General features: G+C 61.4%; 15 protein-coding genes and 1 pseudogene. 7 read left to right on the plus strand and 9 right to left on the minus strand.

The window, feature by feature from the left end:
* Nucleotides 1-5: 5 nt before the first annotated feature.
* Nucleotides 6-635 (minus strand): MarC family protein, encoded by a 630-nt coding sequence (locus V7S54_RS06940; RefSeq protein WP_065373651.1) that lies wholly within the window; start codon nucleotides 633-635, stop codon nucleotides 6-8.
* A gap of 422 nt (nucleotides 636-1,057) precedes the next feature.
* On the opposite strand from V7S54_RS06940, the gene gyrA reads away from it, so the two are divergent.
* Entirely contained in the window at nucleotides 1,058-3,835 is a 2,778-nt protein-coding gene (gene gyrA / locus V7S54_RS06945; protein WP_065373652.1) for a DNA gyrase subunit A, read from the plus strand.
* 271 nt (nucleotides 3,836-4,106) lie between these two features.
* A complete protein-coding gene (locus tag V7S54_RS06950; protein ID WP_210183791.1) occupies nucleotides 4,107-4,484 on the plus strand; it encodes a YybH family protein in 378 nt (125 codons plus the stop codon).
* Between the two features lie 117 nt (nucleotides 4,485-4,601).
* On the opposite strand, the gene V7S54_RS06955 is transcribed toward V7S54_RS06950, so the two are convergent.
* The gene (locus V7S54_RS06955; RefSeq protein ID WP_065373653.1) at nucleotides 4,602-5,531 is read right to left on the minus strand and encodes a LysR family transcriptional regulator; all 930 of its coding nucleotides are present in this window, start codon (nucleotides 5,529-5,531) and stop codon (nucleotides 4,602-4,604) included.
* 92 nt (nucleotides 5,532-5,623) lie between these two features.
* On the opposite strand from V7S54_RS06955, the gene V7S54_RS06960 reads away from it, so the two are divergent.
* Complete coding sequence (locus tag V7S54_RS06960) at nucleotides 5,624-6,640, plus strand: SDR family NAD(P)-dependent oxidoreductase (RefSeq protein ID WP_083203543.1); 1,017 nt, start codon at nucleotides 5,624-5,626, stop codon at nucleotides 6,638-6,640.
* A gap of 49 nt (nucleotides 6,641-6,689) precedes the next feature.
* Here V7S54_RS06960 and V7S54_RS06965 read toward each other — a convergent pair whose 3' ends face one another.
* Nucleotides 6,690-7,694: a lytic transglycosylase domain-containing protein gene (locus V7S54_RS06965; RefSeq protein WP_065373655.1), complete on the minus strand. Its 1,005-nt coding sequence runs from the start codon at nucleotides 7,692-7,694 to the stop codon at nucleotides 6,690-6,692.
* Nucleotides 7,695-7,732: 38 nt separating this feature from the next.
* Nucleotides 7,733-8,243: pseudogene (locus tag V7S54_RS06970) on the minus strand (GNAT family N-acetyltransferase).
* Between the two features lie 37 nt (nucleotides 8,244-8,280).
* Here V7S54_RS06970 and V7S54_RS06975 point away from each other — a divergent pair.
* Nucleotides 8,281-8,850 (plus strand): helix-turn-helix domain-containing protein, encoded by a 570-nt coding sequence (locus V7S54_RS06975; protein WP_065373657.1) that lies wholly within the window; start codon nucleotides 8,281-8,283, stop codon nucleotides 8,848-8,850.
* 2 nt (nucleotides 8,851-8,852) lie between these two features.
* On the opposite strand, the gene V7S54_RS06980 is transcribed toward V7S54_RS06975, so the two are convergent.
* From V7S54_RS06980 to trxB, 5 genes are all read right to left on the minus strand, one after another.
* Nucleotides 8,853-9,656: an aminoglycoside phosphotransferase family protein gene (locus tag V7S54_RS06980; protein WP_065373658.1), complete on the minus strand. Its 804-nt coding sequence runs from the start codon at nucleotides 9,654-9,656 to the stop codon at nucleotides 8,853-8,855.
* A gap of 65 nt (nucleotides 9,657-9,721) precedes the next feature.
* A complete protein-coding gene (locus V7S54_RS06985; RefSeq protein ID WP_065373659.1) occupies nucleotides 9,722-10,843 on the minus strand; it encodes an alkene reductase in 1,122 nt (373 codons plus the stop codon).
* Nucleotides 10,844-10,888: 45 nt separating this feature from the next.
* Nucleotides 10,889-11,179 carry an ArsR/SmtB family transcription factor gene (locus tag V7S54_RS06990; RefSeq protein WP_058324177.1) on the minus strand — a complete coding sequence of 97 codons (291 nt, stop codon included), beginning with the start codon at nucleotides 11,177-11,179 and terminating at the stop codon, nucleotides 10,889-10,891.
* A gap of 616 nt (nucleotides 11,180-11,795) precedes the next feature.
* Entirely contained in the window at nucleotides 11,796-12,692 is an 897-nt protein-coding gene (locus tag V7S54_RS06995) for a LysR family transcriptional regulator VtlR (protein WP_034791460.1), read from the minus strand.
* Nucleotides 12,693-12,809: 117 nt separating this feature from the next.
* Nucleotides 12,810-13,784 (minus strand): thioredoxin-disulfide reductase, encoded by a 975-nt coding sequence (gene trxB, locus V7S54_RS07000; protein WP_065373660.1) that lies wholly within the window; start codon nucleotides 13,782-13,784, stop codon nucleotides 12,810-12,812.
* 408 nt (nucleotides 13,785-14,192) lie between these two features.
* Here trxB and V7S54_RS07005 point away from each other — a divergent pair, with 408 nt between their 5' ends.
* From V7S54_RS07005 to V7S54_RS07015, 3 genes are all read left to right on the plus strand, one after another.
* Entirely contained in the window at nucleotides 14,193-14,333 is a 141-nt protein-coding gene (locus V7S54_RS07005) for a hypothetical protein (RefSeq protein WP_176707538.1), read from the plus strand.
* A 110-nt stretch (nucleotides 14,334-14,443) separates the two neighbouring features.
* Entirely contained in the window at nucleotides 14,444-14,914 is a 471-nt protein-coding gene (locus V7S54_RS07010) for an Lrp/AsnC family transcriptional regulator (RefSeq protein WP_065373661.1), read from the plus strand.
* 9 nt (nucleotides 14,915-14,923) lie between these two features.
* Nucleotides 14,924-15,745 (plus strand): glycosyltransferase family 2 protein, encoded by an 822-nt coding sequence (locus V7S54_RS07015; protein WP_336408393.1) that lies wholly within the window; start codon nucleotides 14,924-14,926, stop codon nucleotides 15,743-15,745.
* Nucleotides 15,746-15,750: the final 5 nt, after the last annotated feature.

A 15,750-nucleotide genomic window follows, 5' to 3' on the forward strand; every position in this document is an offset into this window, starting at 1 on the left:
AGAGCTTAGAGCGCCATTGCGGATTTCACGCCGTCGACGACGAATTGAACCGCGAGCGCCGCGAGGATGACGCCGAGCAGGCGGGTGAGGATGGCGCGACCGGTGACGCCGAGAAAGCGATCGATGCGCTCGGCGATGACAAGCGCCAGAAACAGGCTGAACATCGACAGCGCGATGACGATCAAGAGCTGCGTGCGCTCGACCGCCGTCGGGAAGGAGCCGGCAAGCAGGATCGTCGCCGAGATCGCGCCTGGCCCGGCTATCAGGGGAAGCGCGAGAGGAAAGACCGCGATGTTGTGGATGTGGTCCTTGATCGTCGCGTTCTCGCCGGTCTTTTCCTTCCGTTCCTGCCGCTTCTCGAAAATCATCTCGAACGAGATCCAGAACAGCAAAAGACCGCCGGCGATGCGGAAGGCGCCGATCGATATGCCGAGCAGCCCCAGGATGCCGTTGCCGAACACGGCGAAGGCGGCAAGGATGAAGAAGGCGATCAGCGAGCCGCGTGTGGCCACCTGAAAACGCTCCTGCCGGCTGAGCCCGACCGTCAGGCTCAGAAAGATCGGCGCGAGGCCAGGCGGATCGAGCGTGACGAGAAGCGTGGTGAGCGCATTGACCAGGAGGTCGACATTGAACATCCGTTTCCCCTTCCGGATTTCGCCCCGGGTCTTCCCGGTGGCATGAAGGCATTGTTAGGCAAGCGGCGAGCGCTTGGAAAGAGGGCGGCAAACAAAGTCTCAGCAATGACTTAATGAGCAATCCATTGCGGCAATCGGAGCGCAAATGCGCGCCGTCGCGGCGATTGGCGGCAGGGGTCTTCCGATTTCCCGCGCGATGCCCTAGAAAAGCCTGCTCCGGCGGCAAAAGACTGTTCACAACTGCCGCATGGCTCTTCGGCTCCCGATCCGGAACGTCGAACGAATCATGCAGCGAATCAAAGCGTTACAGTGACATCTTCACACTTGGGCGGACGAATGGTGCCGTGGGCCGCAAATTGGCGATTCCGGTGGTAATCCGCTATAAATATCCGACTGATTCTGAACAAAGATCGTGATCACCATTGACTGAGCAAAGCACTCCCGGCGGCGGAAAAACTCCGCCAGGCATCGAGCCGATTTCCATCATCGAGGAAATGCAGCGGTCCTATCTCGATTACGCAATGAGCGTCATCGTCAGCCGCGCGCTTCCCGACGTGCGTGACGGTCTGAAACCCGTGCACCGCCGCATCCTCTACGGGATGAGCGAGCTCGGCATCGACTGGAACAAGAAATACGTCAAATGCGCCCGCGTCACCGGGGACGTGATGGGTAAGTATCACCCGCACGGCAACGCAGCGATCTACGATGCGCTGGCGCGTATGGCGCAGGACTGGTCTCTCCGCCTGCCGCTGATCGACGGCCAGGGCAACTTCGGTTCCGTCGACGGCGACCCGCCGGCAGCCGAGCGCTACACCGAATGCCGCCTGCAGAAGGCAGCGCATTCGCTGCTCGACGATCTCGACAAGGAAACCGTCGACTTCCGCGACAACTATGATGGCACGCTGAGCGAGCCGTCCGTCGTTCCGGCGAAGTTCCCCAACCTGCTCGTCAATGGCGCCGGCGGTATCGCCGTCGGGATGGCGACGAATATCCCGCCGCATAACCTGGTCGAAGTCATCGACGGTTGCATGGCGCTCATCGACAATCCGGCGATCGAACTGCCGGAATTGATGGAGATTATCCCGGGCCCGGACTTCCCGACCGGCGCATTGATCCTCGGCCGCTCCGGCATCCGTTCGGCCTACGAGACCGGCCGCGGTTCGGTCATCATGCGTGGCCGTGCGCATGTCGAGCCGATGCGCGGCGACCGCGAGCAGATCATCATCACCGAGATCCCCTTCCAGGTGAACAAGGCGACGATGATCGAGAAGATGGCCGAACTGGTGCGCGAGAAGCGCATCGAGGGCATCTCGGATCTGCGCGACGAATCGGACCGTCAAGGCTATCGCGTCGTCATCGAACTGAAGCGCGACGCCAATGCCGACGTTATCCTGAACCAGCTCTACCGCTACACGCCATTGCAGACCTCCTTCGGCTGCAACATGGTGGCGCTGAACGGCGGCAAGCCGGAACAGATGACGCTGCTCGATATGCTGCGTGCTTTCGTCTCCTTCCGCGAGGAAGTCGTTAGCCGGAGAACGAAGTACCTGCTGCGCAAGGCGCGTGACCGCGCCCACGTCCTAGTCGGTCTCGCAATTGCCGTTGCCAACATCGACGAAGTGATCAAGCTGATCCGGCATGCGCCTGATCCGCAGACCGCACGCGAACAGTTGATGGAACGCCGCTGGCCCGCCCATGACGTCGACAGCCTCATCCGGCTGATCGACGATCCGCGCCACCGGATCAATGAAGACAACACCTACAACCTGTCGGAAGAACAGGCCCGCGCCATCCTCGACCTGCGCCTCCAGCGCCTGACTGCGCTCGGCCGCGACGAAATCGGCGACGAACTCAACAAGATCGGCGAGGAAATCAAGGATTACCTCGACATCCTGTCCTCGCGCCTGCGCATCATGACCATCGTCAAGGACGAGCTCATCGCTATCCGTGACGAATTCGGCACCCCGCGCCGAAGCGAGATCATGGAAGGCGGCCCCGACATGGACGATGAGGACCTCATCGCCCGTGAAGATATGGTCGTGACCGTCTCGCATCTCGGCTACATCAAGCGCGTGCCGCTGACGACCTATCGGGCGCAGCGCCGCGGCGGCAAGGGCCGCTCGGGCATGGCGACCAGGGACGAGGATTTCGTTACCCGGCTATTCGTCGCCAATACCCATACGCCCGTTCTGTTCTTCTCCTCGCGTGGCATCGTCTACAAGGAGAAGGTCTGGCGCCTGCCGATCGGCACCCCGCAATCGCGCGGCAAGGCGCTGATCAACATGCTGCCGCTGGAGCCCGGCGAACGCATCACCACGATCATGCCGCTGCCCGAGGACGAGGCGACCTGGGAAAACCTCGACGTCATGTTCTCGACGACCCGCGGCACGGTTCGCCGCAACAAGCTGTCGGACTTCGTCCAGGTCAACCGCAACGGCAAGATCGCGATGAAGCTCGAGGAGGAGGGCGACGAGATCCTCTCCGTCGACACCTGCACGGAGCATGACGACGTCATGCTGACGACGGCGCTCGGCCAGTGCATCCGCTTCCCGGTCGACGACGTACGCGTCTTTGCCGGCCGCAACTCGATCGGCGTTCGTGGCATCAACCTCGGCGACGGCGACCGCATCATCTCGATGGCGATCCTTGGCCATGTCGACGCCGAACCATGGGAGCGTGCAGCCTATCTCAAGCGCGCTGCCGCCGAGCGGCGCACGACGAATGGCGAAGAGGAAGAAATCGCTCTGGTCGGCGAGGAAGTCACCGAAGGTGGCGAACTCAGCAACGAACGCTTCGAAGAACTAAAGGCACGCGAACAGTTCGTGCTGACGGTCTCGGAGAAGGGCTTCGGCAAGCGCTCGTCGTCCTACGATTTCCGCACCTCGGGCCGCGGCGGCAAGGGCATCCGCGCCACCGACACCTCGAAGACGGCGGAAATCGGCGTACTCGTTGCGGCCTTCCCGATCGAAGACAACGACCAGATCATGCTTGTCTCCGATGGCGGCCAGTTGATCCGCGTGCCGATCAATGGCGTCCGGCTTGCAAGCCGCGCGACCAAGGGCGTCACCATCTTCTCGACCGCCAAGGACGAGAAGGTCGTTTCGGTCGAGCGCATCAGCGAGCCTGAGGGCGACGAGGAAGGCGAGGAGACGGCTGTCGAGAACGGAGCGCCGGAAACGCCGGCCGAATCCGAGGGTTAACTGCCGACGCGATAGACGCGCCAAATTATTAAAAGCCCGCCATCTTGGCGGGCTTTTTTTTGGCGGTGCACGCGTCCCTTAGCGGGCGATGCAACTTGCCCACGAGATCGAGGCGTGTTGCGCGCGAACCATGGAAATGTCGGCAACGTCAACGCTTCGATTATTCGCACCATTCATCGAATGGTGGGTTGTCGCGCGCTCCTTTTCCTAAGGCAGCAACCCGCCGCAAGAAGGGTTTTGTTTATCCGTCTTGCGCCTCCAGGAGACGGACATGTCAGATCACGAACTGAAACAGGTTATCCAAGCTACCGACCGTGCAATCACGGCGGAAGATTTTGAGAGCCTCATGGACTTCTACGCCGACGACGCGACGCTGGTCGTCAAACCCGGTCTCAACGCGACCGGAAAGTCCCAGATCCAAAAGGCGTTCGTGGCGATCGCCGCCCATTTCAAGAACCAGATGAAAGTCCGCCAGGGCGAGATGAAAGTGGTCGAAGGAGGGGGCACCGCGCTCGTCATCGTGGAAACGGTGGACGCGGAGGGGGGCCGATGTCTCCATCGTGAGGCGGGCAACCTATGTCTTCCGCAAGACGGATGCCGGCAAATGGCCTTGCGTCATCGACTATTCCTACCGCACAACGCTGCTTGATGGCTAGTCGCCGCGCTAGATCATTTCAGTGTTTCATTGAGACACTGAAATGATCTAAGTCTTTGAAATTACGCAATTCCGGACGGAAAACCGTTTCGCACTTTTCCTGGAGTTGCTCTAAGTGGAAGCATCACCGTCCTGGGCCGCAGGTGCGACACCACGAATGTAGTCGCGCAGCCCCTTGGCGAGCGCATCGAAAGTGACGCGGCAGCGCGGCGCCGTCTTCAGGTTCTCGTGCATCACCAGCCAGGTGTCGAGCTTCATCTCGAAGAGGCCAGGCAGCACCGGCAGAAGGTCGGGGTCGCGCGCTGCCAGCCCGTTCTGGCAGATACCGATGCCGAAGCCGGCGCGGATCGCTGCGAGCTGGGCAAGGTTGCTGTCGGCCTTGAGCGCAAACCGTGCGGCCGGCAGTTCGGGCGACCGGGCGATGATCGCCCGGATCGCCGCGGTTTCCCGGTCGTAGCCGATCAGGCTGTGATCCGCGAGGTCGGTCAGTGCCCGAGGCATGCCGCGCCGCGCGATGTAGCGGCGGTGGGCGTGAAAACTGATGGGGACGACGCCGAGGTGGCGGGCGATCAATGCATCCTGCGCGGGCGCGACCATACGCACCGCGATATCGGCCTCCTGGCGCAACAGGTCTTCGACCGCATCGGAGGCGGAAAGTTCGATCGTCAGCTCCGGATAGGCCTCGTGCAGCTCCGCCAGGATCGGTGGCAGGACCTCGATGCCGATGACCTCGCTGGCGCTGATGCGCACGGTACCGCTGACGGCATCACGCTGGCTGGACGCCGCCCGCAACAGCGCCGCAGATGTCGCGGAGAGCGTCTCGGCATAGGGCTTGAGCGCCAGCGCGGCATCGGTCGGCAGCAGGCCATGCGGGGAGCGCACGAAGAGCGGATAGCCAAGTGCCGCTTCCATGGCGTCCACGTGCCGGCCGACGGTCGGCTGCGTCAAGCCAAGCTCGCGGGCGGCCGCCGATAGCGACCCCTCGCGCAGCACCGCGAGGAACGTTCTGTAGAAGTCCCAGCTCAAATCTATTCTGCTCATACATTTCAGTATATCTGGTCAAGACTTTTCGGCAATTCCGTTTAGCTCGGCGATGCGTGATCCTGTCTTCATCGAAACGGATGGAGCGAGACATGGCCGAGATGCAGGAAAGAATGAGGATCGCGCTGGTGCTCGGGGCGACGGGCGGTATTGGCAACGCCGTGGCACGCGGGCTCAGCAAACGCGGCTGGCAGGTGCGCGCCTTGAACCGAAACGCCGAGAAGGCGGCGCAGGCGGAGCCGGCGTTCGACTGGCGGCAAGGCGATGCCATGAACGCGCGCGACGTTCGCGCTGCGGCGGAAGGGGTCGATCTGATCGTGCACGCCGTCAATCCGCCCGGCTACCGCAACTGGGGAACCCTAGTGCTGCCGATGCTCGACAACACCATCGCGGCTGCGAAAGCCTCAGGCGCGCGCATCCTCCTGCCGGGAACGATCTATAATTTCGGCCGGGATGCCTTTCCTGTTCTGACCGAGGACGCACCGCAGTACCCGGACACCGACAAGGGCCTGATCCGCAAGGAGATGGAGCGTCGCCTGAAGGACGCGTCCGAGGCAGGCATCGGCGTCATCATCGTCAGGGCAGGAGACTTCTTCGGCCCGGGAGCCGCCAACAACTGGTTTTCGCAAGGGCTGGTAAAGCCCGGAAAACCGCTCAGGGCGATCTCCTATCCCGGCCGTGAAGGCACCGCGCACCAGTGGGCCTATCTACCCGATGTCGCGGAAACCATGATCCGCCTCGTCGAGCGTGCCGAAAGCCTGCCGCGCTTTGCCGTCTATCACATGCGCGGCTTCCTCGACCGGAACGGAACGGAGATGGTGGCGGCGATCCGCCGCGTCGTCGGTAAGCCGGAGCTACCCGTTCGGGCTTTTCCCTGGCGGCTGATCGGCCTTGCCGCGCCCTTCGTCCCGCTCTTCAGGGAACTGCGCAAGATGCGCTACGTTTGGCGCGAGCCTCTGAGAATGCCGAACGAGCGGCTGTTGGCGGTTCTCGGCGAAGAACCGCATACGCCGATCGACGAGGCGGTTGCAACGACGCTCAGGGGACTTGGTTGCATGCCGACAGAGGCAGAGGGCAGCACAGCCACCGGTGATCGCGTTCTTGCGTGAATCCCTTCGCTAACCGCATGGCTAGCGCGTCGAACCGTTGCAGCCGGCGTTAGTTCTTGAAGACAAGGCAGGCGCCGCCGCTCTTGCGAATGGTGGCGCAGAGCTTGTTGGCTTCGGCCTGGGTCTCGCGGCCGATGCGTGCGGCGTAGCGGATCCGGAGGCCAAAGCTGGCATTGCGCTCCCTGAGCAGGAGGGCCTTCTCGCTGCGGATCGGTTCCGGCAGACGCTTGGCAGCACGCACAAACAATCGTTGCGCCACCGACTTCTGGAAGTGCGCAGCGAGTTGCACGCCCCAGGGCGCCCATTCGGCTTCGTCGATCACCTCGATATCGCGAAGGTTGCGGGTGCTGGCGAGCGCCACGCAACCATCGAGAAACGACTTGCCCTTGTCGAGCGTCAGGTCGAGCGTCTTCGGTGGATTGTCGCGCCAGTCCTCGACGCTGTAGGCGGTGATCGCCTGGACGTAGTTGCGCGTCTCGGCCGGCAGCCAATCGACCTCGAGAAAACGCTCCAGCCCGTTTTCTCCGGCATTGTAGGCGGCGGCGGCAAAGCCGAGATTGCCGTAGCGCGACTTGAGCTCGTTCAGATATTCCGCCGACTTGCCCAGCGCCTCGACGACGTCGAAGCTGTTGTTGAGCCCCCGCATCTTCGCCGTTCCCGGCATGAACTGCGCGATCCCTTCGGCGCCCTTGGGGCTGACCGCATTCGGCCGGAACAGACTTTCACGCCAGATCAGGCGGGCGAAGAAGGCCGCGGGCAGATCGTTCACCGCCGCATAGTGGTCGATCACGCCGCAGACGTCGCGGGCGAAATTCTCCTTGCTGATGCAGAGTGCCTTCGCCGGATCGATGACCGACCGCCCTGAATAGACGCATTTCGGTTGGGGGACGAGTTCATCGATACGAGCGGCCGCGGGGACCGCTCGGTATGCCGGAATGCCGACAAGCAGCGCCAGCGCCGCTCTCGCGACCCGTGCCCAAGCGCCAGATCTCACCTTCCGCCGAAGACCCACGTTGAAGTGTTTCCAGAAACAATCCTTGCGCGTACATAGCATCTCCGACCGCCTCGACAAACGGTCATTGTCGAGGCGACCTAGCGCGGCGAACCTGTCGGGAGCACCAATTGCATGAATGTCAGATCGAGCCAGCGGCCGAATTTCGTGCCAACCTCGCGCATGCGGCCGGTCTCGACAAAGCCCAGTTGGGCATGAAGGCGGATCGAGGCCGTGTTCTCCGATTCGATGCCCGCGATCATCACGTGTTTGCCCAGCCGCTCGGCCTCGGCGATCAGCGCGACCATGAAGCTTGCGGCCAATGCCGCCCCCGCGCCGATGCTTGTGAACGTAGACGGAGTGCTCAACCGTGTGGCGATAGCCATCGAAGGCGCGCCAATCGCCAAAGGACGCATAACCGACGACGTCGCCTTCGTCGGAGACGGCCACAAGCACCGGATAGCCTGCGTCCGCGCGGGCCTTCAGCCATGCCTTTCGATTGGCGACATCCACCAGGGTCTCGTTCCAGATCGCCGTCGTGTTCGCCACGGCGTCGTTGTAGATCTCGCAGATGACTGGCAGATCGTCTTGGATGGCCGCCCTGATCAGCATGCTTGCTCCTCGCGTTCGTTCACTATATGACTACGATATGAATACTAAAGTAGACAGTCTGGATCGACGGCTCAGTGAACGAATTCGTCTCGAAAGGGAAGCGCGCGGCTGGTCGCTGAGCGAGCTTTCAGAGCGCTCAGGTGTCTCGCGCGCGATGATCCACAAGGTCGAGCGTGGCGACAGCAGCCCGACGGCGACATTGCTGGCCAAGCTTGCGGGGGCGTTCGGGCTGACCATGTCCAGCCTGATTGCGCGCGCAGAAATGAGCCAGGGCAGGCTGTCGCGGCGCCAGGATCAAGCGGTGTGGCGCGATCCGCAAACAGGATATCTCCGGCGCCACGTGTCACCGATGTCCGAGCTGCCGCTCGAACTGGTCGAGATCGAGCTTCCGGCAGGCGCCGATGTGCCGATCCCGGCATCCGCCTATGCGCTTCATCGTCGGTGGATATGGGTGAAGCAGGGCAGCCTGGCCTTTGTGGAAGGCCTTGAGACCCACGTTCTCGGCGTGGGGGATTGCCTGGAGCTTGGCCCGCCGCAGGATTGCGTTTTCCGCAACACCAGCGGCGAGACCTGTATCTACGCCGTCGTCCTCTTGAGGACCGGCTGAGCTTAACGGTCGAGCTCGGCGATTGCGATCTGAGCCATTGTCAGGTCGCTCGCCACGCAGAAGTCGTCACCGTCCTCCAAGAACCAGGCGGCGGAAAGCCCGGCATAGGCCAATACCCAATTCAGGATCCGACGCGGGTGAAGGCCGGTCTCCTCGGCCACGATTGGCAGGTGCCGCTGCAGCCGGCCCGGCGCGGTGACCAGCGGCAGCTCCGGATTGCAGAACAGGTTGGCATAGTCGTAGCCGCGATCACCGAGGACGCGCTTCGGGTCGATTGCCAGCCAGCCGCGGTCGCCGAAATCGAGGATGTTGGCGTGATGCACGTCGCCATGCAGCACGACAGGTGGTTCCGGATCGGCAAACAGGCCATTCGCCGCCTCGAGCGCACGCGCAAAAAAGCCGCCTTGAGCAGGAGCGGCGGCCTCCAACGAGGCGAACCATTTGTCGAGCGGCACGAGATCCTGGGGAACGGGTGTCGAACGCGGTGCGTGAAGCTCGGCAACCGTGCGGCAGATGATGCGCGTCACGTCTTCATCGCTTCCCGTCATCGCCATGTGAAAGAGGTTGCGCTGGCTGTCCGTGCGCTCCATCAGGACGGCATCACCATCGGACTCATAGATTTTCGCGGCGCCGTGCCCGTTCCAGTAGAGCATCGGCAGGCGACCGAACTTTTCCTCGGGATCCTGAGCGACTTTAAGCATCGCCGATTGGTTGCGGTAGCGGACGGGATGAAGATGGCTGGAAGGCGTAACGATAATTTCGCCGTCAGGCTGCAATGACCATTTTTCAAAATATCTAGAAAACATAAGGGGTTAATTTCCCAATGGACAAATGCCCCGTCGAGTGACGGGGCATGGGCCATGTGGGAGCGTCAGGCTACCTGTTCAAGGGCCGGATAGTCCGTGTAGCCCTTGGCGCCGCCACCATAGAAGGTCGCTTGATCCGGCGGGTTGAGCGGCGCGTCGCGCTTCAGCCGCTCGACGAGATCCGGATTGGCGATGAACGACTTGCCGAAAGCGACGAGATCGGCTTCGCCGTCCTTGATCGTCTTCACCGCCAGCGTCCTGTCATAGCCGTTGTTCGTCATCCAGGCAGCCTTGCCGCCGGCCGCGACGTAGGTGGAACGCAGAGCGTCATAATCGAATGGCCGGTCGCCCTGCTGGTGGTCGCGTGGACCACCCGTCGCGCCTTCGATGATGTGGATGTAGGCGAGGGGATAGCGAGCGAGGTTCTTTAGCACATAGCCGAAGAGCGTTTGCGGCTCCGGATCGAAAACGTCGTTGGCCGGCGTGACGGGCGAAAGGCGGATGCCGACGCGTCCGGCGCCGATCTCCGTCGTCACGGCATCCATGACCTCAAACAGAAAGCGGGCACGGTTCTCGATCGAACCGCCGTAGGCATCCGTGCGGTGGTTCGAACCGGAACGCAGGAACTGGTCGATGAGATAGCCGTTGGCCGCATGGATCTCGATGCCATCGAAGCCGGCGTCGATCGCAGCGCGCGCAGCCTTGCGGTAGTCCTCGACGATGCCTCCGATCTCGGCGACATCAAGCGCGTGCGGTTCGGAGGTTTCGGCAAAGGAACCGGTACCGTCAGAATTGATCAGATAGGTCTTGGACTTGGCACGGATTGCAGAGGGCGCAACCGGCTTGAGACCATCCGGCTGCAGCGAATTGTGCGAGATACGGCCGACATGCCACATCTGGACGACGATCCGGCCCCCCTTCGCATGCACCGCATCCGTCACCTTGCGCCAGCCTTCCAGCGCCTCCGGCGTATAGAGACCGGGCACGTCGGCATAGCCCTGGCCCTGCTGGGTGATCGCCGTTCCCTCGGTGATCAGCAAGCCGGCCGTGGCGCGCTGCTCATAATAGGTGACGTTCAGTGTGTTCGGTACCGCGCCGGGAGAACGATTGCGTGTCAACGGCGCCATGACGATGCGGTTCTTCAGCGCGATGTCGCCGATGGTGATGGGGTCAAAAAGCGAGGCCATGGGAGGTCCTTTCATGGAGGTCTGCTTGGGAGGAGCTGCTGGGTTTCAGAGATCGCCGATGCTTTTGAGGAAGGCGGCAATCGTCTCTTCATCGCGGCGGTAGAAGATCCACTGGCCAACCCGGCGTGTTGTCACGAGGCCGGCGCGCTGAAGCACTGCGAGATGCGAGGAAACGGTCGACTGCGACAGGCCGCAGCGTTCGAATTGACCGGCGCATACGCCGAGATCGAGCGGATGTTCCTGCGTTGGGAAATGGAGCTGGGGCTCTTTCAGCCAGGCGAGGATGTTCACCCGCACTGGATGGGCAAGCGCCTTCAATATCTCGTCTCGGTCCATCGTATATCGCCATATCGTGTTTTATCGATAGATGTATCGCTAAAACCCGATATTCAAATCACAAGACCGTGAACACCACGAAGGCAAAAAAAGAGGGCCTCAAGAAAACTTGGGCCCTGTAGTTGTGAAGGTAATTAGAACCTCCAGAGGGGAACAGCTAATGCGGTGGCGGGGGAGGAGGAGCCACCAAGAATGCATCAGCTGCATTTTGATATGGGAAGCGAAGTATCGGCTTTCAATAGCCGACTGTGATTTTCGTCACGGCTCGCTCGTCTTCAAATAGTAGACAAAAAAAGAGGGCCACAAGATGACTTGGGCCCTTATAAGTTGTGAAGGTAATTAAACCTCCAGAGGGGAACAGCTGCTGCGGTGGCACTGGGAGGAGAAGCCACCAAAGATGCATCAGCTGAGTTTGGTATGCTGCTTTTTTGGGCGGGCAGCAATCATTTAATATGCATGACAGCCATGTCATGTGCGCATCCCTGCCTATTTCTGCATCGCACAATAAAAATGCGCCGCATAAAAGTGAAAGCGCATTCAAAATCTTACATCAAAAACAGATAGTTATGATCACTATAAAGAAATGCTCACAAAAAGAGCATTTGCCGAATGGACGTCAGAAGTTCCAGTTCCGGGCCTTGGCGACGATGTAATCGCGGAAGACCTTGAGCTTCGCGGCATTCTTCATCTCGTCCGGATAGCAGAAATAGGTATCGAACGAGGGGATGTCGGCGCTGATCGGAAGCTGTATGAGGCCCGGGTCGCGGCCAACGATATAGTCAGGCAGCATCGCAACGCCGATGCCCAAGAGGCAGGCGCGCTTGATCGAGGTCTGGCTGTTGATCTGCAGGTGCGACACGCGCGGATTGTCAGAATCGCGGCCTGCGATTTCGAGCCAGTTGACATCGAGCAGATAGTTCGGCGCCGGTTCACCAAAGGTGATGATGCGGTGATTGTCGAGGTCCTCGACCGACTGCGGCTCGCCGTATTTGTTGATGTAGGAGGGTGCTGCATAGACGTGCATGTGCACCGTGAACAGCTTGCGCTGAATGAGGTCCGACTGCTGCGGCTGGCGCAGGCGAATGGCGCAGTCCGCATGACGCATGTTCACGTCGAGCTCTTCATTGTCGAGGATGAGCTGGACCTGCACATCCGGGTGCAGCGACATGAACTCCTGGATCTTGTCGGTGAGCCAGCCCTGGCCGAGGCCGACTGTCGTGGTGATGCGCAGCTTGCCACTCGGCTTGTCGGTGGTTTCGCTCAGCTGGACTTTTACGCTTTCGAGCTTCATCAGCACTTCGTGCGCCGTCCGGTAGAGGATCTCGCCCTGCTCGGTGAGGATCAGGCCGCGCGCATGGCGGTGGAACAGCTTGATGCCGACGTCCTGTTCGAGCGAGCTCACCTGCCGGCTGATCGCCGATTGCGAAAGATGGAGCTTGTCTGCCGCATGCGTGAACGACCCAGCCTCGGCCGCCGCGTGAAAAATGCGCAGTTTGTCCCAGTCCAGCGACATAAAGTCCCCCATAAGAAACCACTCCGGAAGACGGGGTCCTGTCTTCCGGATGTGGCTGATGCGTCTGTTCCCACACGGGGCGAGGTGCCTCAGCGGCACCACCCCGATTCGCAGCTTCTATTCGGCTGCAATTGCGACGGGCATATGACCCGCCAGGTATTTCTCGGTCTCCAGCGCTGCCATGCAGCCCATGCCGGCCGCCGTCACCGCCTGACGATAGATGTCGTCCGTGACGTCGCCTGCGGCAAAAACGCCAGGCACATCGGTCGCCGTCGAATCGGCCGCGGTCCACAGATAGCCGTTGGACTTTTGCCGAAGCTTGCCTTTGAAAAGTTCGACCGCCGGGGCGTGACCGATCGCGACGAACACCCCGTCGGTGACCATGTCGGCGGTTTCGCCGGTCTTGGTATTGCGCAGCTTCACGCCGTTGACCGAGGCGGGCATCGGCGGCTTGGCCGGTGCGCCCAGATATTCGACGACCTCATGGTCCCAGATCACCTTGACGTTCGGCTTGGCGAACAGGCGCTCCTGCAGGATCTTCTCGGCGCGGAAGGAATCGCGGCGGTGCACGACGGTGACAGTCTTGGCGAGATTCGACAGATACAGCGCTTCCTCGACGGCCGAATTGCCACCGCCGACGACGATGACATCCTTGTTGCGGTAGAAGAAACCGTCGCAGGTGGCGCAGGCCGAGACGCCGAAGCCCATGAAGGTCGGTTCGGTCTCGATCCCGAGCCACTTCGCCTTGGCGCCGGTGGCGATGATCAGAGCGTCCGCCGTCCAGTCGGTGCCGCTATCGGTCTTGATGCGGAACGGACGCACGGACAGATCGACGTCGGTCACGAGATCGTTGACGATCTCGGCGCCGACATGGGTCGCCTGCTTCAGCATCTGCTCCATCATCCACGGGCCCTGGACCGGATCGGCATAACCCGGATAGTTCTCCACGTCGGTGGTGATCATCAGCTGGCCGCCCTGTTCCAGGCCGGCGATCAGCACCGGCTCGAGCAGGGCGCGCGCCGTATAGATGGCGGCCGTATAACCGGCCGGGCCGGAGCCGATGATCAGCACTTTCACGTGACGGGCAGTCATAGTCTTGTCCTTCGTTCACGGGGAGAGGGAACGCTCTCGTCCGATTCCATTGCGTCAATGGGAAATAGTTCCATAGTTTAGGTATTCCCTACCATGACTTTCAAGGGCGTCGGCCCTGATACACACAAGAGCTTGAGCGCCAAGCCTCGTTTTGCCACCAGATGACGCGTTTGTGCACCAGGTTCGGCCATGCGATCGGGGATACCGAGTCTTTAGGCCGGGAAGTAGTGCGACGCCGGAATGAACGCCGCATCGGGGCAAGCCGATGCCGCTTCGGGCCGTGGCAGCCCATTTTTGCGGTAAGACCGGTGTCAGCCATGCCATTTTCCCGCGAATAGTCGGCGGGACTGCTTGTTGTCCAGCGGGTTTGGCGATATTTCACGCGGATTCACTTTGCTGGAGAAGCATATGGGGTTGAATGCCGGCCGTGCTTGGTTCCATCGCGAACGCGCTGCGCTCGGCCACGCACCGACTCGAGACGACCTCGCCCTTCTGAAGCGCGCCTTGCCGAAAATCTCGACCGAGATGATCGCGGCTGCGCCGGGATAGGGGACCAGTCAACGTCGCCGGACATCGGGGCCAGCGCAACCATCAGCAAATACAAAGTTTTCGACTTTGCCCTCGCGCAAAAAGTCACCACGCAAAAAGGACGAACGTTCATGACGAAACAAGTCGAGCTCGACGCAATCGATCTCAAGATCCTTCGCGAGCTCCAGCGTGATGGCCGGATGACCAATGTCGATCTCGCCCAAAGGGTCGGCATCTCTGCGCCGCCGTGCCTCAGGCGCGTGCGCAAGCTCGAGGAAACAGGCGTCATCAAGGGCTATCACGCGCTCCTGAACGCACCGGCACTCGGCTTCGACCTCGTCGCCTTCTGCATGGTGGGGCTCAAGCGGCAGTCTGAGACCGATCTCAAGGCTTTCGCGGCCGCCACCGCCGAATGGCAGATCGTCCGCCAAGCCTGGACAGTTTCCGGCGAAAGTGACTTTCTGCTGCATTGCGTCGCCGAGAATCTGACGACTTTCCAGGATTTCGTCATCGAAGTGCTGACGGCCAACGAACGGGTCGACACGGTACGCACGATGCTGACCATTCGCCAGGTCAAGGACATCGGCCTCGTTCAGATCTAAGGCCCGCCCATGAGCAAGCTTCCGCTTTCCGCCTTCATCATCTGCCAGAACGAAGAAGCGTATCTCGGCAATTGCATCGAGAGCCTCGAGCAATGCGCGGAAATCGTCATCGTCGATTCCGGCTCGAGCGACGGCACGCCGGCGCTCGTGCAGTCCTATATCGACAAGGGCTGGCCGATCCGCTTCCTGCATGAGCCCTGGCGAGGGTATGCCGACCAGAAGCAGTTCGCCCTCGATCAGTGCACGCAGCCGTGGTGCCTCAACATCGATTCCGACGAACGCCTGGATGAGCCGCTGAAGGCGCTGCTGCCATCGCTGCTCGATGCACCGGCGGAGACGGTCGGCTGGCGCGTCGCCCGCAGGCCCTATCTGATCGGTTACGGCTACACGCCCGAGCGCGTGCACGAAAGGCGGAACCTCAGGCTAATCCGCCAGGGCAGGGGACGCTACGACCTCAACCAGAAGGTCCATGAGGGGATCGTTCCGGATGGCGCCGTCGGTGCCGCACGCAAGGGCAGCCTGCTGCACTACCGGCCGCTGATCATCGACGAGCAGATCCTCAAGGAAAACAAGTACTCGACGCTGAAGGCAGACCAGCAGTTTGCGGCAGGCAAGTCCGCGCGCCCCTACAAGATGCTGTTCAGCCCGCCGCTCTATTTCTACCGGCTCTATTTCCGCAATGGCCTTTGGCGCTGCGGCTTTCCGGGCTTCATCGAAGCGATGACGGGGGCGGTCTACGCCTTCCTGACCGCAGCCAAGATCTATCAGAGGCACGCGCTGAAGCGCCGTCCGAACCATGACGACATGGATCGGCGCCAGACCAGCCCGTGAGGTTC

It is taken from the genome of Ensifer sp. CCNWLY38 (assembly GCF_037120565.1).
GTDB classification, from domain to species: domain Bacteria; phylum Pseudomonadota; class Alphaproteobacteria; order Rhizobiales; family Rhizobiaceae; genus Ensifer; species Ensifer adhaerens_H.

Bases quoted from the DNA above. Each gene is read 5' to 3' on its own strand.
- V7S54_RS06940 (WP_065373651.1), bottom strand. From the start codon at position 635: ATGTTCAATGTCGACCTCCTGGTCAATGCGCTCACCACGCTTCTCGTC.
- V7S54_RS06950 (WP_210183791.1), top strand. From the start codon at position 4,107: ATGTCAGATCACGAACTGAAACAGGTTATCCAAGCTACCGACCGTGCA.
- V7S54_RS06955 (WP_065373653.1), bottom strand. From the start codon at position 5,531: ATGAGCAGAATAGATTTGAGCTGGGACTTCTACAGAACGTTCCTCGCG.
- V7S54_RS06960 (WP_083203543.1), top strand. From the start codon at position 5,624: ATGGCCGAGATGCAGGAAAGAATGAGGATCGCGCTGGTGCTCGGGGCG.
- V7S54_RS06965 (WP_065373655.1), bottom strand. From the start codon at position 7,694: ATGCTATGTACGCGCAAGGATTGTTTCTGGAAACACTTCAACGTGGGT.
- V7S54_RS06975 (WP_065373657.1), top strand. From the start codon at position 8,281: ATGAATACTAAAGTAGACAGTCTGGATCGACGGCTCAGTGAACGAATT.
- V7S54_RS06980 (WP_065373658.1), bottom strand. From the start codon at position 9,656: ATGTTTTCTAGATATTTTGAAAAATGGTCATTGCAGCCTGACGGCGAA.
- V7S54_RS06985 (WP_065373659.1), bottom strand. From the start codon at position 10,843: ATGGCCTCGCTTTTTGACCCCATCACCATCGGCGACATCGCGCTGAAG.
- V7S54_RS06990 (WP_058324177.1), bottom strand. From the start codon at position 11,179: ATGGACCGAGACGAGATATTGAAGGCGCTTGCCCATCCAGTGCGGGTG.
- V7S54_RS06995 (WP_034791460.1), bottom strand. From the start codon at position 12,692: ATGTCGCTGGACTGGGACAAACTGCGCATTTTTCACGCGGCGGCCGAG.
- trxB (WP_065373660.1), bottom strand. From the start codon at position 13,784: ATGACTGCCCGTCACGTGAAAGTGCTGATCATCGGCTCCGGCCCGGCC.
- V7S54_RS07005 (WP_176707538.1), top strand. From the start codon at position 14,193: ATGGGGTTGAATGCCGGCCGTGCTTGGTTCCATCGCGAACGCGCTGCG.
- V7S54_RS07010 (WP_065373661.1), top strand. From the start codon at position 14,444: ATGACGAAACAAGTCGAGCTCGACGCAATCGATCTCAAGATCCTTCGC.
- V7S54_RS07015 (WP_336408393.1), top strand. From the start codon at position 14,924: ATGAGCAAGCTTCCGCTTTCCGCCTTCATCATCTGCCAGAACGAAGAA.